Origin of the sequence: Microcoleus sp. LEGE 07076 (assembly GCF_015207455.1) — a bacterium.
Classification (GTDB): domain Bacteria; phylum Cyanobacteriota; class Cyanobacteriia; order Cyanobacteriales; family Microcoleaceae; genus Microcoleus.
Window position 1 is genome coordinate 1 of sequence record NZ_JADEWV010000110.1, and the last position, 22,327, is coordinate 22,327.

General features: G+C 47.2%; 19 protein-coding genes. 6 read left to right on the top strand and 13 right to left on the bottom strand.

The window, feature by feature from the left end; translation table 11 throughout:
• Window positions 1-129: 129 nt before the first annotated feature.
• The 5 genes from IQ270_RS18015 to nfi all read right to left on the bottom strand — a co-directional run bounded on the left by IQ270_RS18015 (window position 130) and on the right by nfi (window position 5,196).
• Entirely contained in the window at window positions 130-2,133 is a 2,004-nt protein-coding gene (locus IQ270_RS18015) for an FHA domain-containing protein (RefSeq protein WP_193974526.1), read from the bottom strand.
• Window positions 2,134-2,349: 216 nt separating this feature from the next.
• Window positions 2,350-2,505, bottom strand: coding sequence for a hypothetical protein (locus tag IQ270_RS18020; protein WP_193974527.1), 156 nt, complete (start codon window positions 2,503-2,505; stop codon window positions 2,350-2,352).
• A 170-nt stretch (window positions 2,506-2,675) separates the two neighbouring features.
• Window positions 2,676-3,203, bottom strand: a complete 528-nt coding sequence (locus IQ270_RS18025; RefSeq protein ID WP_193974528.1) for an FHA domain-containing protein — start codon at window positions 3,201-3,203, stop codon at window positions 2,676-2,678.
• Window positions 3,204-3,739: 536 nt separating this feature from the next.
• Window positions 3,740-3,970: a KGG domain-containing protein gene (locus tag IQ270_RS18030; RefSeq protein WP_193974529.1), complete on the bottom strand. Its 231-nt coding sequence runs from the start codon at window positions 3,968-3,970 to the stop codon at window positions 3,740-3,742.
• Between the two features lie 572 nt (window positions 3,971-4,542).
• Window positions 4,543-5,196, bottom strand: a complete 654-nt coding sequence (gene nfi / locus IQ270_RS18035) for a deoxyribonuclease V (RefSeq protein ID WP_193974530.1) — start codon at window positions 5,194-5,196, stop codon at window positions 4,543-4,545.
• A gap of 1,291 nt (window positions 5,197-6,487) precedes the next feature.
• Between nfi and IQ270_RS32360 the strand changes: the two genes are divergently transcribed.
• The 3 genes from IQ270_RS32360 to IQ270_RS18050 all read left to right on the top strand — a co-directional run bounded on the left by IQ270_RS32360 (window position 6,488) and on the right by IQ270_RS18050 (window position 11,038).
• Complete coding sequence (locus tag IQ270_RS32360; RefSeq protein ID WP_339384218.1) at window positions 6,488-6,751, top strand: hypothetical protein; 264 nt, start codon at window positions 6,488-6,490, stop codon at window positions 6,749-6,751.
• A gap of 219 nt (window positions 6,752-6,970) precedes the next feature.
• A complete protein-coding gene (locus IQ270_RS18045) occupies window positions 6,971-10,207 on the top strand; it encodes a bifunctional diguanylate cyclase/phosphodiesterase (RefSeq protein ID WP_228056475.1) in 3,237 nt (1,078 codons plus the stop codon).
• Window positions 10,208-10,321: 114 nt separating this feature from the next.
• Window positions 10,322-11,038, top strand: a complete 717-nt coding sequence (locus IQ270_RS18050; RefSeq protein WP_193974531.1) for a Uma2 family endonuclease — start codon at window positions 10,322-10,324, stop codon at window positions 11,036-11,038.
• Window positions 11,039-11,073: 35 nt separating this feature from the next.
• Here IQ270_RS18050 and IQ270_RS18055 read toward each other — a convergent pair whose 3' ends face one another.
• Genes IQ270_RS18055 through IQ270_RS18065 form a run of 3 tightly spaced genes read right to left on the bottom strand, consistent with a single transcriptional unit; the run spans window position 11,074 to window position 15,283 of the window.
• Window positions 11,074-12,534, bottom strand: a complete 1,461-nt coding sequence (locus IQ270_RS18055) for a DUF1802 family protein (RefSeq protein ID WP_193974532.1) — start codon at window positions 12,532-12,534, stop codon at window positions 11,074-11,076.
• 42 nt (window positions 12,535-12,576) lie between these two features.
• Entirely contained in the window at window positions 12,577-14,508 is a 1,932-nt protein-coding gene (locus IQ270_RS18060) for an ATP-binding protein (RefSeq protein WP_193974533.1), read from the bottom strand.
• 46 nt (window positions 14,509-14,554) lie between these two features.
• Complete coding sequence (locus tag IQ270_RS18065) at window positions 14,555-15,283, bottom strand: hypothetical protein (RefSeq protein WP_193974534.1); 729 nt, start codon at window positions 15,281-15,283, stop codon at window positions 14,555-14,557.
• Between the two features lie 136 nt (window positions 15,284-15,419).
• On the opposite strand from IQ270_RS18065, the gene IQ270_RS18070 reads away from it, so the two are divergent.
• Both IQ270_RS18070 and IQ270_RS18075 read left to right on the top strand, forming a co-directional pair.
• A complete protein-coding gene (locus tag IQ270_RS18070; protein ID WP_193974535.1) occupies window positions 15,420-15,581 on the top strand; it encodes a hypothetical protein in 162 nt (53 codons plus the stop codon).
• 259 nt (window positions 15,582-15,840) lie between these two features.
• Entirely contained in the window at window positions 15,841-16,338 is a 498-nt protein-coding gene (locus IQ270_RS18075; RefSeq protein WP_368670133.1) for a rhodanese-like domain-containing protein, read from the top strand.
• A gap of 100 nt (window positions 16,339-16,438) precedes the next feature.
• Here the strand turns inward: IQ270_RS18075 and IQ270_RS18080 are convergent, their stop codons facing one another.
• The 5 genes from IQ270_RS18080 to IQ270_RS18100 form a co-directional block, all read right to left on the bottom strand.
• Entirely contained in the window at window positions 16,439-16,906 is a 468-nt protein-coding gene (locus IQ270_RS18080) for a bis(5'-nucleosyl)-tetraphosphatase (RefSeq protein ID WP_193974536.1), read from the bottom strand.
• Between the two features lie 118 nt (window positions 16,907-17,024).
• A complete protein-coding gene (locus IQ270_RS18085; protein WP_193974537.1) occupies window positions 17,025-17,753 on the bottom strand; it encodes a peptidase in 729 nt (242 codons plus the stop codon).
• A gap of 140 nt (window positions 17,754-17,893) precedes the next feature.
• Window positions 17,894-18,133, bottom strand: a complete 240-nt coding sequence (gene secG / locus IQ270_RS18090) for a preprotein translocase subunit SecG (protein WP_193974538.1) — start codon at window positions 18,131-18,133, stop codon at window positions 17,894-17,896.
• A gap of 134 nt (window positions 18,134-18,267) precedes the next feature.
• A complete protein-coding gene (gene gpmI, locus IQ270_RS18095) occupies window positions 18,268-19,866 on the bottom strand; it encodes a 2,3-bisphosphoglycerate-independent phosphoglycerate mutase (RefSeq protein WP_193974539.1) in 1,599 nt (532 codons plus the stop codon).
• 432 nt (window positions 19,867-20,298) lie between these two features.
• Entirely contained in the window at window positions 20,299-21,033 is a 735-nt protein-coding gene (locus tag IQ270_RS18100; protein ID WP_193974540.1) for a TIGR02281 family clan AA aspartic protease, read from the bottom strand.
• Window positions 21,034-21,123: 90 nt separating this feature from the next.
• On the opposite strand from IQ270_RS18100, the gene IQ270_RS18105 reads away from it, so the two are divergent.
• Window positions 21,124-22,327, top strand: a 1,204-nt coding sequence (locus IQ270_RS18105; RefSeq protein WP_193974541.1) for a hypothetical protein, incomplete at its 3' end; no start/stop codon positions are given.

The window sequence follows — 22,327 nt, forward strand, 5'->3', positions numbered from 1 at the left end:
CCAATAACCAATAACCAATAACCAATAACCAATAACCAATAACAAATAACAAATAACCAATAACAAATAACCAATAACCAATAACCAATAACCAATAACAAATAACCAATAACTACTGACTTCTTCAAATTAGCCGGGAGATTTATTGAAAATCCACTTTAACCATTGCACGAACGATCGCCAAACGCTCAATTTGCGGACACCAGAAACTCGGTTGGTGGCCAGACTTTTAACAGAACGCAGGGCGGCGTATTGCAAGCCCAAAAAGCTGTCTACAGGTGCGTAAGCCCCTCCCAAAGTAATCGCGCCGGCTGCGTATACCCGGCCTTCTGGGCTGCTAGCAGAGGTGTTACGCAATTCGGGGACTTCAAAATCGTTGTCCACGCTCAGCCTCCCTAAATCGTTGAGGGGAAGATTGTATTGAACTACCAAATCGTTGAGGAAGGGACTGGTTTTTACCTTAGCGTCCAAACCTGTAGCGTCAATAATAAAATCAGCTTCTAACTTAATTTGCCCCTTGAGTTCTTTTGCCTGAATGTACGTCACTGTGCGCCTTTGACTGTCACGCTCGACTCGCTCGACTTCGCCGAAGGTAATTTGATACCATCCCTGACTTAAACCTTCTTTGACAATGCGCCGCCAGTCGCTGCGGTTGGCGGTAGTGGTGCCGCCCCAGTCTGCGAGTAACTGCGGGCGAAATTCGGGGGCGACTTTTTCCAACATTACTCGCAATTCCCCGCCCCAGGAGGCTTTTGGCCAGTTGAAAGGTTGAAATTCGTAGTGATTTTCGACTTGTCGCACGGCGAGGTTAAATTTGTTGCCTTGGGGTTTGGGCGATCGCATCAAATGCAATACTTGAATGTCGCGGTTTTGCTGTCTGGCTTCGTAAATTCGCTGCAGCACCCGCGAAGCCACAATCCCCCGGCCTCTAATTAACACGCTGCCACCCTTGGCTTCCAACTTTTGGTAAACGCTGTCGTGGCTTTCGTAAGCGTTGACAACTGACTTAAAATCCTGGGTTTGTTCGCGGTATTTTTGTAAGTCTGGCAGGAATTGAATGGCGGGATAGCCGGTGGCTAAATGTACATATTTGGCGATTAAAAAAGCGCGGTTTCGCTGGTTGGCATTCGATCGAGAATAAGCGATGGCGTACCTGCCGTCATCAGTTTTGCGAATTGCCAACACTCTCCCGTAGCGAAACATCTGATTCCACCCAATTCGCAGAATTTCCCTGTCAATAGAATCAAACACATTCCCCGCCCGAGGCGTATAAGTTTCGGCAAAAGTCGGTTCCGCAAACACCTGCCACATCAACTTCAGCGACATCCCCAAACGCCCTTTGAGCAATTCCTGCCAACTTTCCCGCAAAGCATAGGGAGGCCAGCCCCAAATGTTGTCTGGACAAGAGTCAGAATTCGATCGCAGCCGTTCCCGCAGCGGAATTTGAGAATTTAGGCACAACCGGCGGTAGCGGGCGTAAGGCTGGTTTTCCATGCCCAAAACCGCAATTCGATCGACTTTGACACCACAAATTCTCAGCAAATCTACCCAAATAAAGCTACCCAAACCGCCGCCAACAGCAGCCCAATCAACTTCAAATACAGGGAATCCCATCGATTGGAGCGATCGCATTGTCACTCGAGAAGCTTGCAAAAATGCGATCGGCGGAAATTCTCGGCTACTAAATGTTTGAGGAAGCGGCGACACCATTTCCGGCCCGAGGGCTGGGTCTGGCCCATTGGTCTGCGGGTTAAAGAAAATGTGAGAATTGACAGAGTGGGTTTCTGCGGAATTAACAGCAAATGAAATGCCGATCGCGTAGGGCCCGATTTGCAACATATCCCCATTTGCCAGGATGCACCGAGTTTGGCGAGTACCGTTGACAAAAGTACCGTTGCGGCTGCCCGTATCAGTGACGACAATACTGTTGCCTTCGGTGGCAATCACTCCGTGAAAGCGAGAAATTTGACTGCTACTAAGGGCAATCCGAGAAACTCGTTTCCCATTGATTGTGGCGGGCATAGCTTCAAAAATTCGTCCCAAAGCGATGGGCAAGTCGAGGATGGGGGAGCGACAATCCCCCGTAGCTGTATCTTTCCAAGTCAGTCGCAGGCGCAAGGGTTGAGGATTCATTCTGATTTTTTAAACATTAGCCGTCGGCTTTGAGCTTTCTGCGAAAAAAGATTTTTGAATTTGACAGATGCGATTTGAGATGAGGGCTGATAGCAAAAACTTTAGTAGTTTTAGACGCATGGCGAGCTAGAAACCGGAAAGATCCGTTGATTTCTGGTTGTTCATCCCAATATTTGGCGTGAAATCGGGTTCGGGAAAATGCGCTGCGAGTCCTACTTAAAGTGTGGATTGCCAATGGTGCATATTATCTCTGATGTTTAAAATTTTGGATTGAATGGTGTCTAAAAGTGTTAAGAAGCCAAAATTAGCTGCGGTTTTCAGCACGATCCTAGCACCGGCGATCGCCCAAAAACCGATACAAGTTTCCGACACTCGTCACCGTCGGCCCCAAATTTTAGAATCTGGTTGAATCTCCCAGATTCTAATAGATATCTTGCACTCAATCGCTTTTTTATGTCTGATGCTGCAGCGCCAATCCAAAATCCCGATCGCTCCAAGGGAAAATCGACTCACTCCCGCTCAATTTTCCCTTTTTCCCACCATTACGGAGAAAGCACCACACTCGTCGCCGCCGCCAGAGAAGTACCGCACCACACACACCCCGCATTCAAGTGCGCGTAAGGCGAAATACGGCTGCAATGGGGACACTGCAAACCATATTTTGAAGGGCCCGTCGGCGAGCAAGAACTTGGAACCCCAGGCCCGAGCAAAACTGTCTCCGGCGCGGCTACCTGCACCGCAGGCGCAGACACCACATCGATTTGCACTTGGCCTAACTGGATGCGGCTGTCGGATCTCAATATTGCTTCGCCCGATGCGAGAATTTTTCCGTCAACCAGCGGGGGATTGCTGGGGCGCAAATTCCGCACCGCATACTCCTGCAATTCCTGATTAAAAAATATTTCGACGTGGAGCCCCGATACGCTGCGATCCAAAAATACTAGATCGCACTTGGCTCGATCGCGCCCCAGCCTCACGGTTCCCGAATTTTTGCTTAGCTGTCCGTTTTGAATCGTCTGAGTTTGACGCACCCCAGCCTCTGTCCATGTTAAAGTGAGCTGGTTTGTCATGATTCTATACTTTCCTGAAAATCTAAAAAAATCTTAACTGATTTATCAGAAAATTGGGTTGAAAACCCCGTCCTTATAGGATAGCTTTGTGGGTTACGCCCGCCCGGGCTAGAAACCCGATTTCTACGACTTTTAGAAGAACCAGAAATCTACAAACAAACCTGGTTTCTAGCCAGCGCGCGATCGCCCGCTGTATACTTCATACTTGTCAAAAAATATTTTGTGGATTTCCACAAAAAAGCCCCGAATTCGGGGCTTTTAGTGCTCTGATTGGCTTTTTTTGAGAAGCTGACTCGCGCAGCTTGCCAGCTTTTCTTTTCTGCAAAATTCTTCACCAGAGTCGCGCTTACTTATTGATTTGCCCGCGATTGCTAATAACTCGTGGCAGGGGGGTTTTGACAGTTGCGAAGCGGAGCCCTGACTGTTTGCGATTTTCCGAGGTGGCGGTCGAACTCGCTGATTGGGTGAATTCGATCGCCCCACCTCCTCAAACGCCAGCCTCTCCTAGTTTCACAGCAGGCCAGGCTTTAAGAGGCTTAACCTTCGCTCTTGCGACTTTTCCGACCGCCTTCGCGACCAATTTGAGCCATGTGTTCGCGATTTCTGCTGACAGCTTCGCCGCCTTTTTGACCCGCTTCTCTGGCTTCTTCAGGGGTGAATTCGTGGGCAGTTCCTTTTGCGTGCGCTGCTTTTCCGCCTTTGCTAGCAATTGCGCGCTGTTTTTCGGCGTCCATAGAAGCGAATCCCCGTTTGCTTTTCTCAGCCATGACTGTCTCCTTGTGTTTTTTCTGATTTTTTAGCTCGATCGCGCCTTCGCCTCCCACTGTAGTTGGTAGTCCCAGTCAGTGGTGAGATATCAGACGGTAAATTATCAAACGTCATCACACAAATTTAAACTCTTGGTTTAACTGGCACAATGACTCTTTTCTAATTTACTAATGTGAACTAAAAATAGTTCACGCCCGGGCACTGCAGTTAGAGCCACCAATGTTTGAGCACTTTACTGTCTTTCAATCATTCTATAAACCTTCCAAATTTTATACCTCTTTCTCAGGTATAGTCATTCTTTAGTTCGCTAGAAGGATGGAATCGAAAGCACACTGGCGGTAGACTCAAAGAATTTTTTGACAGGGTGACAATATTTCAAAAATTAAAAGTCCCAAGACGGATGCTTTTTTTGTCTTTTTACTTTTCATTTTTTTGAACCCGTCCCAAAACGGATACTTGACTTTCCGACTTCAGTCGGAAAAAATTCAAAATTTGAGACCCCTGTTCAATCTCCCCGATGCAATGCTGCAAGTCAAATCTCAAATCGACTCGTGCCTTCGGGGCTTGCCACTTATCCCGCTGTTAGCCGATCGGCCGATCGAGTTGTTTCAGGCAAGCGATATCTCGGAGTGCAGCGCAGGACGTACTCGATCGCACTTATCAAGTTTATTCTGTGACCGATCGATACATACATCGGTTTTACCCCTGTTTGCGTCCTCAGCGCTGCCCCTACGATCGAGCCCTCTTCCAGCAAGGGCTGCCAACTGCCCCGTTCGATCCCTACTTCTGAATGTTCCCCAACAAAGCGAGTTTTGGCAACTCCGATCGTCGCAATTCCCGTCAAAACTCCCAAATGGCAGGCAAGACCGAACCTGCGGGGGTGAGCGAGTCCTTGACCGTCGCACAAGATCAAATCTGGTTTCAAACTGATATTTTCTAACGCCTCCAGGACAGCCGGCACCTCCCGAAAAGACAGGAAACCTGGAACATAAGGAAAAGCTGTAGCACTGCGAATCACAGACTGCTGCTGCAATTGCAAATCGGGAAAGCTCAGAACTGTGACAGCCGCCAGCGACACGCTGTTTGCACTGTCGTAGCCGACATCTACCCCTGCGACATACCGAACTGTTGACAGTTGATTTTCGGTAATTACCAATGACCGAAGCTGTTCTTGAATGGCGATCGCCTCTTCAATTGTCTCCGGCCAAGGGTGTGGGTGCAACATTACACATCTTTATTCAAGCTTTCTCATGTAACTTTAACTTATTTTCTGACATTTATCGCTATAAATTAGTCACTTCCACAACGAGTCTTTTTTTATACTCTTGAGGCTTGAGTAAGGCGCGGTCAGACCGATTCTACCAATAGACTCTAATGTTGGCAGACTGAAATTCAATTTTTCGCTGCTGCTTGCACCAACCCGCCAATATTGCACCTGCACCAACCTCAAATTTTTCTCTAAAAACTCACAAAAATTACCTGTTCGAGCCATATTTTGTAACTAAAACAGCAAGAAACCTCACACCCGACAAGCAGGCGTTGACATGAATTGCACGCGAGTTGACGACACTCTTGTGACCAATCTGCGACAGCACGAAGGAGAAGGACAGGTCGGCAACGAATAAATCTTGTGTTAGACTATTTTGCAGCAAATTGATTTCACTCGCTTGAGTTTAAAGGTTGTCAAAGTCAGATTCGATTCAGATATCTAACAACAGCAGTTATTAGCAAAAGCTTTTAGTAGTTGTCCTCGGCTGGAAAATTCTTGTCTGAATTTGATGAACCAAACATACAAATAGACTAGCAAATACCCATCTGGATATCAAGTTAAAAAGCTAATTCCACAATTAAATAAAGAGCGTGAACGGTTCGGTCAAACATCCTAAGCTGTTGCGGTATTTAAACTGTGTCTCACAAAATAATAAAATTATTGTGGGGTGGGCAGGAGCTCCCGCCCTAAATATGCAATGTTTATTTGCGCGACAGCTTAAGGATCGTGAATTAAATAATTTAGACAAGTTTGTGGGACGGGCTGTCCCGCCCATCCCACAAGAACAATAAAGATTGCAAGTTATTTAATTGTCATTCCTAACAATGCTGGCTGCAAATCTACTGAAATCGGGGAGCAGCTTTTAATAACTTCTTTTAAAATACAGCTAAATACCATAGCTTCCAATCAAAACAGGGCGATAGTTAAATACATTATGGTCTGTTAAAGTTGCTGATACTTGTTAAGCTCTCGCAGATTAAACTTGTATATTCAGGGCGGGTTTTGGGAGCGGTCATGATTGTTGTATCGTTTGATAACAGACAATTTAAATGCCTAAAACCTTACGCTACCAAAACTAGGGAATGTAACGGCAATTATTCAGAGATTAGTTGAGGGCAAAATTCAGACCGCAACCGTATCCAAAAACGGATATGATCGATTTGTTGCTAGAATTAACCGGAAAATTACTAACTGGCGCGAAGATTTTATCCACAAGCGATCGCGTAGGATAGTTAACGAAAACCAAGTGATGGTGGTGGCAAATATCAAGGTTTTGGGGATGATGGAAAACCGCTGCTTAGCTAAATCGATTCATCAGGTTGGGTGGGGGATGTTTTGCACAATGCTTAAATACAAAGCAGAGATGTCCGGGAAGATTTACAAAGACAAGGCTATGGGTGTGGGGTGTAGAAAAGAAATTAAAAAATTGAGTTGTGCCAGTAGCGGCCCGTTAAAAAAAAAGATGTATTTCCAGACGGGTAGCGGAGCGAAATACGGTGTCCTTGTTTAAATCTTACGTTTGACAACGTGGGTTTTTATACCCAAACCTGCCACTCTCGCTTACCAGAAGTAGATAGATTTTTCCCGAGTTCAAAAACTTGTCATGCGTGCCTCCATCAAGTCGGTAGCTTGTGGCTAAATGTAAGAAGCTATCGGGTAACAGTGCGATACTAAACACGACAGGGATATACACTCAGCTATTAACTTTCTCGATCGAGGATTACGAATTTTGACCTCTGGAAGAGAGGGTGCAGCCTGCCGCCCAGATGTAAGTCGCAGTAGTAGAGGAGGCAAGAAATCTACTATTATGCTTTTGGACAGGCAGCCCCTATGCTCTGGGTCGGGGCTCGTGTCGGTAGTTCACCGCCAATATACAATTTACGTGGCGCGAGTCCAGAAAAACGTTAAAGTAAGAAACAACTCGGAAATTGTAAAGGTTTGCTTGAAAGTTCGGCTGATGGGAAATCGGGAGAACCAGTCAATTTCTAATTTAGGTGAAGTGGAGGGTGCGGCCGATCGCCATACTGCGTCGGATGCACTTTGGCTGCGCGATCGAGCTTTAGCAGCTACTAGCAGCGGTATTGTCATTGCTGACGCGATTGCACCCGACTGTCCGATAATTTATTGCAATCGGGCCTTTGAACGGATCACGGGTTACTGCGCCGCTGAAATCTTGGGGCGCAACTGCCGATTTTTGCAAGGCCCGGATACCGATCGAACTACGCTAGCTAAGATCCGCGAAGCCTTGCGCCAAGGTCGATCGTTGCAGGTGACAATCAAAAATTACCGCAAAGACGGCACTCCTTTTTGGAACAAATTGTCGCTATCTCCCCTGCGAGACGACAGCGGTAATTTGAGTCACTTTGTCGGAACTCAATCTGATTTATCCGAACGCATAGAAGTTCAGCAAGCTTTGCAGCAAGCTAACGACCAACTGCAAACGATTTTAGAAGCTGTTCCGGGTATAGTATCTTGGATTAGCTCGGATTTGCGCTATTTGGGGGTGAACAGCCACTTAGCTAAACTGCACGGTTTGTCGCCCTCGGCCTTTGTCGGTCAAGATATCGGTTTTCTGGGCGCTAGCTCGGATTTTCACTCTTTTGTGGTGGATTTTTTTGCCGGTGACGCTACGGAAACTGTTAAAGAACTCAGCGCTAAGGTGAAAACGGACGGCGGAAAGTCGCCGGGACATTATTTGATTGTGGCTCAAAAGTACGATCGGGGAAACGCCGCTTGTCTGGTAGGGATTGACATTACCGAACGCAAGCTGGCAGAAGAAGCTCTGGTGCTGACTCGCAAGGCGGTGGAAAGTTCGAGCGACGCGATCGGCATGAGTGATGCCAACGGCGCTCACATTTATCAAAATCCAGCGTTTTCTCAGCTATTTGAATGGGACACCGCAGAAGAATTTAAACGGGCTGGAGGTGTACCTGCAGTTTTTGCAGATCCTGCAGTCGCCAGGGAGGTACTTGACACGATCGCCCGAGGTTATTCTTGGTCTGGTGAAGTTACCAACCGCACTAAAAACGGCGAAATTTTGCAAGTGCTGCTGCGGGCCGATGCGATTAAAGACCCCGCAGGGAAAATTGTCGGTCTGATTTACATGAATACTGACATTACCGATCGCAAGCGCACGGAACAAGAACTGCGGCAAAGCGAGAAGCGTTTTCGCTCGCTGATCGAAAATGCTAGAGACATTATTGTGATACTCGACGAGAAAGGCTTTTGCCGCTACGTCTCTCCCTCCGCCGAGCGGATTTTGGGCTACCCGACGGCGGAAGTGCTCGGCCGCTCTGTATTTGACTTGATTCACCCCGACGAATTGCCGATGGTGGCTCAAGTTTTCCAAGGTGTGATGGAAATGCCGAGAGTTGGCATGGGATTGGCGGAATACCGAGTGTGGCACAAGGACGGTTTCTGGTGCGTTGTCGAAGCGGTGGCGACGAATTTGCTGGCTGAACCTTCGGTGCGGGGAATTGTCGTCAACTGTCACGACGTGACTGAGCGCAAGGCGGCTGAAGACCAATTGTTGCACGATGCTTTTCACGACGCGCTGACAGAGTTGCCGAACCGCGCTTTGTTGACTGACAGGTTGGGGCAAGCTTTTGCCCGCGTCAAACGGCATCCGAACTATCAGTTTGCAGTGCTGTTTCTGGATTTGGACAGGTTTAAGGTGATTAATGACAGTCAGGGACACGGCACGGGCGATCGGCTGTTGGTGGCTGTGGCTCGCCGTCTCTTGACTTGTTTGCGACCGGGCGATACGGCGGCTCGTCTCGGGGGAGATGAGTTTGTGATTTTGCTCGAAGAAATTCAAGGTATTGATGAGGCGATCGCCCAAGCAAAGCGAATTCTCAAGGCGATCGAACGACCGCTTTATCTCGAAGGTCATAAAGTTTTAATTACTGCTAGTATCGGCATTGCTTTGAGTACAGACAAATATCAGTTGCCGGGAGATATTTTGCGCGATGCTGATATTGCGATGTACCGCGCCAAAGCTCTCGGTAAAGCTCGCTACGAAGTGTTTACCAGTGCGATGCACACTCGGGCTGTGGCTTTGATGCACTTGGAACACGATTTGCGGGAGTCGGTTGAAGAACTAAATTTGACATCTTCGATGGTGGATTTCGGAAGTGGGCAGGTGGGCCCAAACTTGCCGCCCGGCGAAATTGACCGTTGGCGGGAACGTCGGAAATCGCAATTTGCTCCCCCTCAATTGGAATGTCCTTTTACTGTTTATTATCAGCCGATCGTTTGTTTGAAAAGCGGCTCAGTTATTGGATTTGAAGCGCTGGTGCGCTGGCTGCACCCGGAACGGGGTTTGGTTTCCCCGATGGAATTTATTGCGATGGCTGAGGAAACAGGCTTAATTATGCCTTTGGGTTTGTGGGTTTTGAATGAAAGCTGCCGCCAAATTATTCAGTGGCAGAGTTTGAATTTATCTGCGGGAAATTCGCGTCTGACAGTAGCAGTAAATCTTTCGGGGAGGCAGTTTTCTGAACCCGATTCGATCGAGCAAATTAAACAAGTTTTGCAGGAAACTGGTGTTGATGCTCGCTGTTTGAAGTTGGAGATTACTGAGAGTGTGGTGATGGAAGATGGGGAAGCGGCGGCGGCGATGCTTTCGCAGTTGAGAGATTTGGGAATCGGATTGTGTATTGATGATTTCGGTACAGGTTATTCGTCTCTGAGTTATTTGCACAAATTCCCGATTAATATTTTGAAGGTCGATCGCTCTTTTGTCAGCCGCATCGGAGCCGCAGGGGAAAATTTGGAAATCGTGCGGGCGATCGTCATGCTGGCCCGCAGTTTGGGCATGGAGGTAGTCGCAGAAGGTGTCGAAACCGCCGTCCAATTGGCTCAAATGCGGGCGATCGGCTGCGAGTACGGTCAGGGGTACTTTTTCTCTAAACCACTCGACAGCGAGGCAGCTACAGCCTTGTTGAGGATCTCGCCCAAATGGTAATCCGATCTACAATAGTTAGTAGGGTGCGTCAGTCCGCAAACGCTCGATCGTCGCCCCACAACTTCACCTGACGCACCCTACAAAGTCTATAAAAATCAACTAATATCAAAACCTATGTCTCAATCGATCGCCCCAGTTGTACTCGACCAGAAAATTGATACTTCCCCAACTTTAACCTTTGAAGAATACCGAGTTTATCAAGGAGATCCTGATGTAAAATACGAACTGTACAAAGGCAAATTAATCCCGATGGCAACGGCTAGCGCATTACACACAAGCATCTGCGAATTTTGGGTTTACAAATTACAGCGTTATCTCGCTGAACACAATCTCGATTTAGTAGTAAAAACTTCTGTAGGAGTGAGAACAGAAGATGCTACATCCCGCATTCCCGATGTAGTTGTCTGCACTCAAAGTTTGTGGGAACAAGCTCTTGCAAGACCCGGTTCCGGCATCCTTGGCTTTGATGAAACGCCGTTAGTAGTAATAGAAGTGGTCAGCCAAGATCGGCGGGCAGATTATATAACTAAACGAGGAGAGTACCAACTAGCTAACGTACCGGAATATGTAATTGTTGACCCAACAGAAAACAGACAACGGGTGCGAGTTATGGCATTTCTCGAAGGTGATGACATTTATACAGAGGTAAATTACTGGCCGGGTGAAGAAATGGTATCTGTAGTATTTCCCAATCTGAGATTATCAGTCAATGAAATTTTAGATCCGCCATTGGTGGAAGGGTTAATTAAGGCAGAACAAGCTCAATTGCAGAAAGCGGAAAGATTGGCGGCGAGGTTGCGGGAATTGGGCGTAGATCCTGATTCTGTTTAGGAAAGTGGATGAAGTGCGAGCGCCCTTTTTTAGTCTCAATCATCGATCGGCAAGTCGCGCAGGAAATAAAAGCGATCGCGCCCTAAACTCTCGCCTTTAATTCGCCCTGCATAACCTGTCAGCGGAGAAGAAAGCTCTACTAACATTTCGTGTAACTCTTCGTGGGATAACTTCTTGGGTGGGTTAGACATTGAATACGCACCGCTAAGAGCATCGACACTTGCTCGTTCAGAACCAGAATTTTCGTGATACTTTTTCAGAATAGCAAGAATGTGCGATCGCACATTAATTTCTTGTTCAACTTGCTCAATATATTTAGCAACTTCATCATCAGATTGTCCCGGTTTTAAGTATTCTTTAAGTTTAAATAAGTCCACCGAGTTAGGATAGTTGCTTTGAAGTTTAACCAGTTTTTCAAGCGTCTCAGGGTTCATAATTGCCATACCGTGTTTTTTTGCTGCATCCATAAGTTGAGTAGTTGGAACGCCAGGGCCAATAATCAACTTAGTTGCTTTTGCGAGTATTTCTTGATCTTTGAGCCGTAGCGTTCCTAAATTCAGCAATTGAACTGCTGTATCATTAGGGATTTTTTTACCGGATTTGCACTCGCCAACTAAGGGGTAAGGTTTGGAGCATAATAAATCTAAGCCACCAGCACCACCTTTGTGAGCATAATCTATGGTAAATCCCAAAAACTCAAGGCTATCGCGCACTACTATTTCAAAGTCTGTTCCTGCTTGATAGTTGCTTTTGTTTGTATCTAGTTCTTTGGTGCGATTTCCCAAAGTTGCTATAGTCTTTATCCAAGCTAAATCCGGTTTGATTGGTTTTACAGGCTTATCGCTACTCCAACCTAGAAACATTTTGATTTTTGCGTCTAGTTGTTTGGCTTTTGGGTTGGTGGCGGATAAATGCACTAATGCACTTTGCAACTCTTCCAATTCTGGATGTTCTGGCGGCTCTAGTTTTTCCAGCTTTTGACGGCGTTTAGCAAAGATAGACTCGCTCAACACAGGTGAAGAATCAGTAACATTTAGGGATTTTGGCAAAGATACAAAATTGCCGCTGGGATGCACAGGCATTTCCCGCGGCTGAGGTAGCAAATAAACCCGCAGGTAAGCTACAAAAATAAAAGGACGCTGCTGGAGAATTTGCTGCAATCCCTCTGTTTTCCAGATGGTTAATCGCGACAAAGCCTCTAACTCTAAGGGTTCAGAATTATCCAGTGGTTTGCAGAATTCGCACCTAGCCCAAGCTTTGATCGAAACTCGATCTGAATTTAACTGAGCAAGTGCCTTTTGAGCAATCGGCAAAAAGTGCGATCGATAATATCGATCGCAATGCAAATCACCTGCTATATTGCCAGGATAAAGTGCATATTGTTCTCCCGGATTAAACGTTCGCCAAACTATTGCTGCAATCATTCGCCCTTGGATTAAAGCTTCTACGTCTGGGACGGGTAAACGGATAGCTTTGTCAATGTTGACTAGCGACATGAGAGTATTTGTCCCAATATGAAATTAATAGTTTAGGAAGCCTTAATTAAACTCGCTCAGTAAATTCTCGCAAGCCTCATCTAATTCTTCTGAATCAGATCGATCTGCCATAATAGACTCCGCTACAGTTACAAGTTCATCTTCAATCAAATCGGTAGGAATATTATAGGACGGATCGCTAAGAATCTCTTTAAGCAAGGGATTGCTAGCCCCTAGCATTTTATGGGCACCTTTTTCTGCAATGAAATTGAAAATCTGCTCCTCACTCACCCCATAATCTACATCACGCTTCTGATGAACAGCTCGAATAGCTAACAGCGGTTTGATTTCATCTTCTTTCAGTGGGACATACTCTCCACCTTGCTGTTTAATGAGCGGTACAAGATACTTTTCCTCTAAATATGAAGTAATCTTTTTGCTCTGGGAACGAACCAAACAACCGCGAGTCAGATTAAAAGCTTCGTAATCATTTAACCTTCTTAAACCCGCTCCTAACCCTCTGCCACCAGCATACTGAAGCACTGCTACTCCAATGATTACATCTTTTCCGTTGTCTTTGCCAATTACTTTGAAATTGATGTAATCATCCTTGCCTCCACGTTTGTTAACTTTATCTGTGGCTGACTGAACTGTTACCCTTTCCACCGTCTGACCAATCAAACTCTGAAAGCCAAATAAAATAGCATCAGCCAGCATATAATTATCTTCTAAAGAATTTTCTACGTCTTCTTCTAACTCTTTGATGAAAGCAATTTCAACAGGATTAGAAATATCGGGAGCTTTACTGCTGTCACTGGGATTCAAAATAGGAGGCTTGCAGCGATCTTTGCACCACTTCAAAACCTCTCTGACAGTAGGTTTTGCTTTGCCAAGTTCGGCGAGTTGAATTTGATTGAACGGATAAATTCGATCGAGAGCAATTAAGTGTCGCAGTTGATAATATTTATCTAACCAAAAGCCAACTAAGTTAACAATTGATTCTGCATCCATGTATTTTAAGTCAATCGGATTTCCATAGGCCGAAACTTTAGTGGATACTCCACCAGGTAGCTGCTTTATTTTATTGCTCCATTGAGCAGGCATCATAACGCTGAGAATTAGACCGCGATTGAGATTTTGCAGCAAATCTTTGATTAATCCAGCAACAATTTGGCTGAGGTGCAAGCCGCTAATATCGTCGTAGGCATCAGGCGTGTCTAACTCGTCAAAGCAAATGACAAGTTCATTATATTCGCTAATCAAATCTAAAATTTGTAAAACTGCATCAAAAGATTGTCGCTGGCTGGGCAATTCCAGTTCGTTGGATTTGTATTGAGCTAGTTCTTGACCTTCCAGCCATTTGATTGCATAAAGTGATTGATCGTCTGAGAGAGTCCAAAGAATCGCCTTCACAATATCTGGATCGCTGACATCTTTGGCTTGCAAAAATGTTTTAGTCAGGTCTTTGATCCATTTCTTTACTTGAGATGGTTTGCCCTTCTTAAATTTCTTAACTAAGTCAGGAGGAGAATAAATTTTAGGATTGGATGTAGCAGCCTTTAAAGCATCATTGCTCATTGCTGTTGCTAGTTCCTGCCACTGTTTCACCCCTTGGCAGCCAATTTTTCCTAGGCTTTCGGCTAAAATTCGTTGGAATCCTTGCTTAATTTGCCGGAAGTCGCCATATTTATTAGCGTAGACAAACAATCCACCTCCTTTAGCCTGTAGGCGGTGGCGGATGCGGCTGATAATGTGAGTTTTTCCTGTGCCATCCTGAGCAGTTATCGCGATCGAAGTTGTCGAGTATTGACCGGTACGAATTTGATCGAGTGCATGAAAAGCAGCGTCAGAGGCGTGGGCATTAATTGTTTCAACATCAAAAAATTCGTTTCCCCAAACATCGCTCGCATTCAGAAAAGGAGGTTTCGCAAATGGATTTTGACTTAAAAGAGCTGCGTTAAGGTCTTCTAGGGAGGAAACAGGATGAGTCGTCATGGCTTTTGTGTGAGGTTAACGAATTTACCAAAGCAAAGGATTTAGATCAATTTTTAGAACTTAGACGTTTGGCGTAGTAACGAAGTGCGCCGAGTTCAGTTGTGATTGAGTCTTGAGTTTTATCGATCGTGATATCGGTCATTTCACCGCCGATGAGTTGAAAAATGTCATTAGCCTGCATTTCCAACAGCCACTCATTGAATTGCGATCGCCCAATCCTGTCTCCCATCGCCCGCCGCATCCGATAAATCGGCACTAAATCGTCTAAGTTATAATCCCGGTTCAACTTGTCGTACACATCGATCGCCACAACCTTAAAATCTTCATAGGAGGCGATCGCCCCTACATCCCCCTTCCCCGTCTCCACACCAACACCCGCCGCACCATCCTGATGCCGAATCCACTTCAGCAAAGCATTTCCCAGCCGAGTACCGATTTGAGAACCATCAAACTCAAACAGAGAATCCCGACTTTTCAAGCCATCCGCCAAAACTTCTTTCCCCTTCGCACTCAATTCCACCAGCGTCAAGCGATTTACCAGCGAATACTCGATCGCCCCAGCTTCCTGCAACTCACCGAGCACTCCCACATATCTCTGACTCGTCTCATTAGTGCGAACAATCCGCTTAGTCAAATCCCCCTTTTTCACCTTCATCTTCCCGCCGCCCAAATCCCACAAATTCAGCAGCACTCGAACTTTCGCCTTCGCATCCCAAACCGCCTGCTGTTCCGGAGTCAAAGTTTTAGACACCGCAATTTCATTGTTCTCAGACATATCCATACCTTGAAATACCAATTATTAGTATAAAATCTTACCAGAAATTTTGCTAAAAAACATCTCAACTTTTCAGCAAAATAGCGCGCGAGGCCGCGCACAACACCAAGCAAATTTCATTTTAAAATAATTAGGATTGACCAAACTGTCATCATTTGATACAATTGTCAACCGAACGAGCGATCGCACTTCAAAATATCCGCTGCAAACAATACCAATTTTCAAAACTCATGCCCGAGAAGTCCGAGGCTGCGGATACCGCAATAAATCCCCCGCAGTCGATCGACTTTTCGAGTAGATCCGCACCTGAAAAACAGAGTAAAAAAACAAAATTTTTTTTCTAACATTGTTTTTGACAACTAATATAAAATCGACCGTTCAATCAAAACAATCCGCATCCGGGGCCGGAACCAGTTAGCAAACTCAACAAATGTAGCGTTCCCAACAGCAGTCAACCACCAGCAATTCAACTTAACTGCGACTTTAGTTAAATACCCGACTCTCCCTTTAGAAAGACGCAATCAACATACACATTTCGTTACATTGCAATCAAAGCATTGAAAACAACAGTAGCCATGAAAACTATTCCCGACCAAATTTCAGACATCAAAGAAAAACTACCAGATGTGACTCCCACCCCACCCGGCTTAAAAGCCCAAGCATCCAGCCACGACCTCAAAGACCGTTTAGATTGGGGAGAACCAGGACTCACCATCATCGACGTGCGCGATTTTGAAAGCTTCAACAAAAGTCGGATTACTGGCGCTGTACCGATGCCAATGGACGAATTAGTAGAGCGCGCAAAATCTAGCCTCGAAACCGTGCGCGATATATACATTTACGGCGAAACCGACGCACAAACAGCCGAAGCAGCAGATATTTTGCGCCAAGCAGGTTTCCTAAAAGTAGCAGAACTAAAAGGCGGAATTCCGGCGTGGAAAGCCATCGACGGCCCCATCGACGGCGCTGTGGAACACGAAAATCCCGGCCCCGATGCCTACAACGTTTTCTCTCGCTTGCAACAGCACGCCAAAGCCCAGAAAATTAAAAAATAATCTCCGATTCTAGACCAATACCCGACTTCTTAAATAAGTCGGGTATCGCAGTCAGTTGGGGTCGATTTGTTCAATCTCAAATCTCCAATCTTAAAACCATTTAACTTTTCTTCCTCCCGTCCAAATATGCTTTAACTTCCCTCAAAATTCCTCTATTTCCCTCAAAACTAATCAAATTAATAGCTTCCTCAAAAGAAATCCAAGCAGAATTTTGAACTTCCTCTACCTGCAAAACAACATCCATCGAATTGACAAAAGCCACAAAGTAAGTAACAGTCTTTTCAATTACCTCCCCTTGCTTAGCAAAGGCATAATGTTTCACAGAAGTGGGAGCAGATTCCTGAACAAAAGAATAATGTTCCACAAAACTAGGCTCCTCCAGCACTTCATAATCACGGATGCCAGTTTCCTCTTCTAATTCCCGTTTCGCCGTTTCCAATGCAGATTCCCCTGGCTCAGCGTGACCTTTGGGAAATGCCCAATGTCCAGCTTGATGTTGAATTAATAAAAACGAAGTATCAGCGTCCCTCGAAAAAACTGGTACAATCCCAAAAGCATCATCTTTCATGGTTTTTCTATTTCCTATTACTAACTAATCCCAATCTTTTTTTCTTTAGTCCGCGCAGGCGGACGAAAGTTTGTGTAGACGCGAATTTTATTCGCCGGGAATTTGTGTGCAGTTTCAACTAAAATTCCCACCCCAACCGAGTCGGCTGTTCGTAAACCAGTTTCAAAGTATTAACATCCCTCGCTGAAATAGACGGAGGATTTCTAACCTGAGAAAAATAAAGCACATCAGTTTCCATCGAACTGTGGCCCCAAATTCCCAAAGCGTGGCCCAACTCGTGCCGCGCTGTCGCCGGAATATACTTACCCACTTGATTCGGATTCAAATAAACCGAAAAGCGATGAGATAACACAGTTTTATCTCCATCCCGACGGGCGTACAATTCATAGGTAGCTTCTCCGGAGCGCGATCGCAAAACCCCTTGACGCAAAGGCGGAGCCTGACGTAAAATTCTAATATCAGCCACCTCGGAATTATCCACCACTTTCAAGGGCAAATAAACCCCCCATTCCCGAACAACATCCAATACAGCCCGCACCCATTCTTCAGACTTATTAGCATCAGCGGGAGGCTCAATATAAATCTGAATCGGAAACTTAGACCACAGCAAATGACCGACATTGGGTGAGTTTACTAGATCGAAATAATCGCCGCTATTAGTTGAATCTTGCCAATTTGCCAGGGTTGGGGGCAAAGGGTGAACCTGTGGAGGAGGCCAACTATCGGGGAGAGGAGGAAGACTGGCAGCAGGAGTATTAATGTGAGTAAAAATTATCAGGCTAAGATATAAAACCAATGAAAACACTGCCAGCGATCGCAATTTCATCGTAACTTTCCACAACCGCATTTTTGCAACCGCAGTTAAATTTCATCTTTAGGGCGGGCTAGGAGCAACGGCCCACAATATTTAATTTATGTGACACCGGCGTTAAATTTCATCTTTAGGGCGGGCTAGGAGCAACGGCCTACGGTTAAAAACCCCTTATCTTATAACTTAGGAGTCAACCAACCAGCACTCAAAATTACAGTCAAACCCATAAAAACAATAGACAAACCCCAAGTAATCCGGTTAAGAGTCGTTTCCGCACTTTTAGCGCTAGTAAACAATTGAGCTTGTCCGCCAATTCCTCCAATACCGTCGCCTTTAGGACTGTGCAGCAACACAAAAACTACAAGTCCTAAAGCAGATAAAGACCAGATAATTTGTAACACAGAAACAATATTCATGATCGGGGGTAATTGGTAATTAGTAATCGGTAATTTATTATCATATCAAATTCGGTCGATCGCGCGCATCCAGTCGATCGGCGGAAATTTATGTAGGGAGACGAGACTGCCGTATCCCTACTGCTGCGTCGCTACTACAATCGCACCCGCACCGGAGTGCGATTAGCGCGAACCTCAAAATCAGCCGGTTCAATCATAGAACGTCCCGTCATCTCCGGCGGCTGAGGCAACCTCAACAGCTCCAGAATAGTCGGCGCAATATCAGCCAAACAACCGTCCGCCCTCAGAGGAACATCAGTGCTGTGAGCCGGAATCTTCACACCTTCGCCTTCTACCAGAATAAACGGCACCGGGTTAGTAGTGTGAGCCGTCCAGGGATTGCCATTTTCGTCGAACATCAACTCAGCATTGCCGTGGTCAGCGATAATAATTGCCGTACCCCCAGCTTTACTAATGCCGGTCAACAGCCGCCCCAAACATTTATCCACAGTTTCGATCGCAATTACCGTCGCATCGATCATCCCGGTATGACCAACCATATCCGGGTTAGCGTAGTTAAGCACCACAAAAGAATAAATCTGCTTTTCCAAAGCCGCCAGCGCCACATCCGTCACCTCAGCCGCCGACATCTCCGGCGCTTCATCGTAAGTCGCCACCATCGGGCTCTGCACCAACTCCCGGTCTTCCCCCTCAAAAGGCTCTTCCAGACCCCCATTAAAAAAATAAGTCACGTGAGCGTACTTTTCAGTTTCCGCCGCCCGCAACTGCCGCAAACCGTGCTGAGAAATCACCCCGCCCAGAATATTGTTCAAATTCTGCGGTTCAAAAGCCACCAACACCGACAACTTCGGGTCGTACTGAGTAAAAGTCGCAAACGCCAGCGGCTCAATTAACTGCCGTTCAAACCCCTTAAAATCCGGCGCTACAAAGGCCTGAGTCAATTCTCTAGCCCTGTCGGGGCGAAAATTGAAAAAAATCATCCCGTCCCCAGATGCCACTGCTCCAGGCGCAATCCGAGTCGGAACCGCAAACTCGTCGGTCACTCCTTCAGCATAGGAGGCCTGCAACACATCAACTGCCGATCGACCATCAGGCGCGCCCTCAGTTGCCATCACCTCATAAGCGCGCTGCACCCGATCCCAGCGCTTGTCCCTGTCCATCGCGTAATACCGGCCGCTGATGGTCGCAATTCGACCTACCCCTACCTTTTCTATATAACTTTCAATCTTTGCTAAAGCTTCCACACCCTCTTTCGGAGTAGTATCGCGGCCGTCTGTAATCGCGTGAATGCAAACCTCAGAAATTCCCCGCGCCTTTGCTAATTGCAGCAAACCCTGAATATGACTGAGATGGGAATGAACCCCGCCCTCGGAACAAAGACCAGTCAGGTGCAACTTGCCGCCCGTGGCGCGGACTTTCTCGCAAAGCTGAACCAGGGCGCGGTTTTCTAGCAAAGAACCGTCTTCGACAGCATCCGAGATCCGCACCAACTCTTGAGGCACCACGCGGCCTGCGCCCAGATTCAAGTGACCGACCTCCGAGTTGCCCATTTGCCCCTGTGGAAGTCCTACCGCCCGGCCCGATGTTTTAATCAGAGTTCTGGGATAAGCTGCCCAGAGACTGTCCATCACCGGTGTTTTCGCCTGTGCGATCGCATTGCCGTCTTTTTCTTCACGATAACCCCAGCCGTCTAGAATAATCAGCACTACAGGAGATACAGACGCTTGTACCATGCGAATACCTTATTTACTATAACTAATTTCTCGATCGTCATGAGTTCCGATTTTGCGGAACATCTTCCGCTAATCAGTTTACAGATTTTGTACGCTTTTATCCCACAAAGCCCACCAAAATTAGATTTACCGCAGCATTTTTGGAACTAATTTCCACTTGATTTGCGAATTGCCTAATTGACCGCCTTGCCTTCAACAACTGTGAATCCACAGTCGGAGAATGTTACTGTTCTCACCAACAGCAGCCGTGCTTTTGCGGCAGAAATTTAACAAATAGTTCCCGGCTATACGGCTCTGCAAACATTCAAAACAGTACCGCGCGCAAGCGGCGTTTGGCTACTGCCTCAAAAAATAATAAACAAAACAGCTTTTACCGGGCTGCGAAAACTTTACAGGAGTTGAGCAACAATCGGTTTCCGAATCGGCTGGTTCTCAGCGGACATAAAATTCTACAACATCTTTTTTGATTTTCACATCGTAATTGCCAAAGAAATCGTGACCGAGGAGACCAATTTCCATTTGTTTGGCGATCGCCACTTCGACATTTTGGATCGCAGCACCCCCAACCCGAATCGATCGCACCAAGCCGATCGGGAATTCGACAACGCTACCGTCAGCGATCCCGGCTTTGTCGGTACGCACAGTTTTGACTCCCAGTGCAGTCGCCATCCGCTGAGTAATCAAAGTGCCGCTCGCCCCAGTATCGACAATCATCTCAAAAGTCTTGTTACCGTTAAATACCACATCAATCACCGGTGTCCCGCCGGCGCGGCGCTTGATTTTAGCTTGAAATACCTTTGGATTGGCAGATGGAGAGGCGGGTTGGACGCGGTTGGACGGCCCCCTGCGAAACTGAGAGTACACACTGCCAGTTGTGGTTCCCGAGTCTGCTGTTAAAGTGCGATTCCCTTCGGGATAGCTCCGCTTCACGAGCTGCTGGTAACTCCCATCCGATACCAGTTCCACCACATTGGTTTCAGGCGGAGGAACCGCCCCAGAGCCTAGATTTTTCGTCAATACACCCGGTTTCTCAAGTATTGTTGAGAATCTTGCCAGATGCGAAGGAGAATGCACCTCGCTGCCCCCCACTGAGCCCGCAGCAGCCAAAACAGCCGCAGAAACAATGCCCGATCGCCAAATCCGCTGGAGAAGAAGTTTTGTCACCATAAAAATGCCTTTACTGAATCAGTATGTTGAACAACGACGGTCATTGATATCCTAACCTGCTCCAGAAAACCCATCGCCCGCTCCAACATCTTGTCCAATCACAAAACTTGGCAATTTAAAATCGATCGCATACCATCAAACACAGGTAAACTTAAAACGGCAAAGGGCAGCAACTGCGCTAGCCATTTGGATCACTTAAAACTCAGGCGTTTGGGGCGATCGGCAATGCGTAAACTTTTATATTTTGCAACTATAGGAATGCTGGCTTTCTCGATCGGAGGATGCGGCGGCGACGGCGGCGGCAACACGGCCAGTCCCACTCCTAGTCCAACTCTCACTCCCGGTGCAGCATCACCGCCACCGACCACCAGCACCCCTGGAACTCCCGGCGCCAGCGCCAGTCCCAGTCCAGGAGCTCAGACATTTCCTTCTCCCGTAGTAGCGGCCCAGCCCCCCGGCTTGATCCGATCGACAAATCCCGACGAACGCGCCAGACAAGCTCAAGCAGACATCGAGGGCAAAAAGAAAGCAGGCGGAGCTATTTTAAACGGGACAGCAATTCCACAGACCACCATTCCGGGCCAAGCAAACGACCCATTCTCAGTGCTTCCCCCTCAACCGCTCAAAACAGACGGCGGCCAGGCCGGCAACGAACTCCCCAACCTGCCAGTCAGACAAGTGCCAAATCTGCCCAAGCTGCCAGACGATCGAACCCCACCTCAGTGGACGCCAGCACAGCGACCAGCGACACCGGGCGGTACCCAGATTGCCGAACTTCCCAAATCTCAAACCCCCGTACAGGTTTCCAGCCTTCCCAACTTGCCCTTAACCTCCGTACCCCAATGGAGGTCGCCAATTTCAGCGCGTCCCCAAGCAGCCCCCGGACGGCAGCCAGCGAGACCGGGACGGCAGCCAGCGAGTCCCGGGCGACCCGGAACCAGACCGGCAGGCTCCCCAGGCACCAGACCGGCAGGCTCCCCAAGCATAGCTGGAGTTCCCGCATCAATACCCGGATTGCCATCTATACCGGGCTTCCCAACAGGCACCACCGGACGACCGGGAGCAACACCGGGAAGGCAGCCAGCCAGACCTGCAGGCTCCCCAAGCATAGCTGGAGTTCCCGCATCATCAATACCCGGAGTGCCATCTATACCGGGCTTCCCAACAGGCACCACCGGACGACCGGGAGCAACACCGGGAAGGCCAGCAGCATCACCGGGAAGGCCAGCAGCATCACCGGGAAGGCCAGCAGCATCACCGGGAAGGCCAGCAGCATCACCGGGACGACCAGCAG

Excerpts from the sequence above, each read along its gene's own strand:
- IQ270_RS18030 (WP_193974529.1), bottom strand. The coding sequence starts at position 3,970 with ATGGCTGAGAAAAGCAAACGGGGATTCGCTTCTATGGACGCCGAAAAA.
- IQ270_RS18025 (WP_193974528.1), bottom strand. The coding sequence starts at position 3,203 with ATGACAAACCAGCTCACTTTAACATGGACAGAGGCTGGGGTGCGTCAA.
- IQ270_RS18055 (WP_193974532.1), bottom strand. The coding sequence starts at position 12,534 with ATGTCGCTAGTCAACATTGACAAAGCTATCCGTTTACCCGTCCCAGAC.
- IQ270_RS18015 (WP_193974526.1), bottom strand. The coding sequence starts at position 2,133 with ATGAATCCTCAACCCTTGCGCCTGCGACTGACTTGGAAAGATACAGCT.
- secG (WP_193974538.1), bottom strand. The coding sequence starts at position 18,133 with ATGAATATTGTTTCTGTGTTACAAATTATCTGGTCTTTATCTGCTTTA.
- IQ270_RS18085 (WP_193974537.1), bottom strand. The coding sequence starts at position 17,753 with ATGCGGTTGTGGAAAGTTACGATGAAATTGCGATCGCTGGCAGTGTTT.
- IQ270_RS18065 (WP_193974534.1), bottom strand. The coding sequence starts at position 15,283 with ATGTCTGAGAACAATGAAATTGCGGTGTCTAAAACTTTGACTCCGGAA.
- IQ270_RS18080 (WP_193974536.1), bottom strand. The coding sequence starts at position 16,906 with ATGAAAGATGATGCTTTTGGGATTGTACCAGTTTTTTCGAGGGACGCT.
- IQ270_RS18050 (WP_193974531.1), top strand. The coding sequence starts at position 10,322 with ATGTCTCAATCGATCGCCCCAGTTGTACTCGACCAGAAAATTGATACT.
- nfi (WP_193974530.1), bottom strand. The coding sequence starts at position 5,196 with ATGTTGCACCCACACCCTTGGCCGGAGACAATTGAAGAGGCGATCGCC.
- IQ270_RS18060 (WP_193974533.1), bottom strand. The coding sequence starts at position 14,508 with ATGACGACTCATCCTGTTTCCTCCCTAGAAGACCTTAACGCAGCTCTT.
- gpmI (WP_193974539.1), bottom strand. The coding sequence starts at position 19,866 with ATGGTACAAGCGTCTGTATCTCCTGTAGTGCTGATTATTCTAGACGGC.
- IQ270_RS18100 (WP_193974540.1), bottom strand. The coding sequence starts at position 21,033 with ATGGTGACAAAACTTCTTCTCCAGCGGATTTGGCGATCGGGCATTGTT.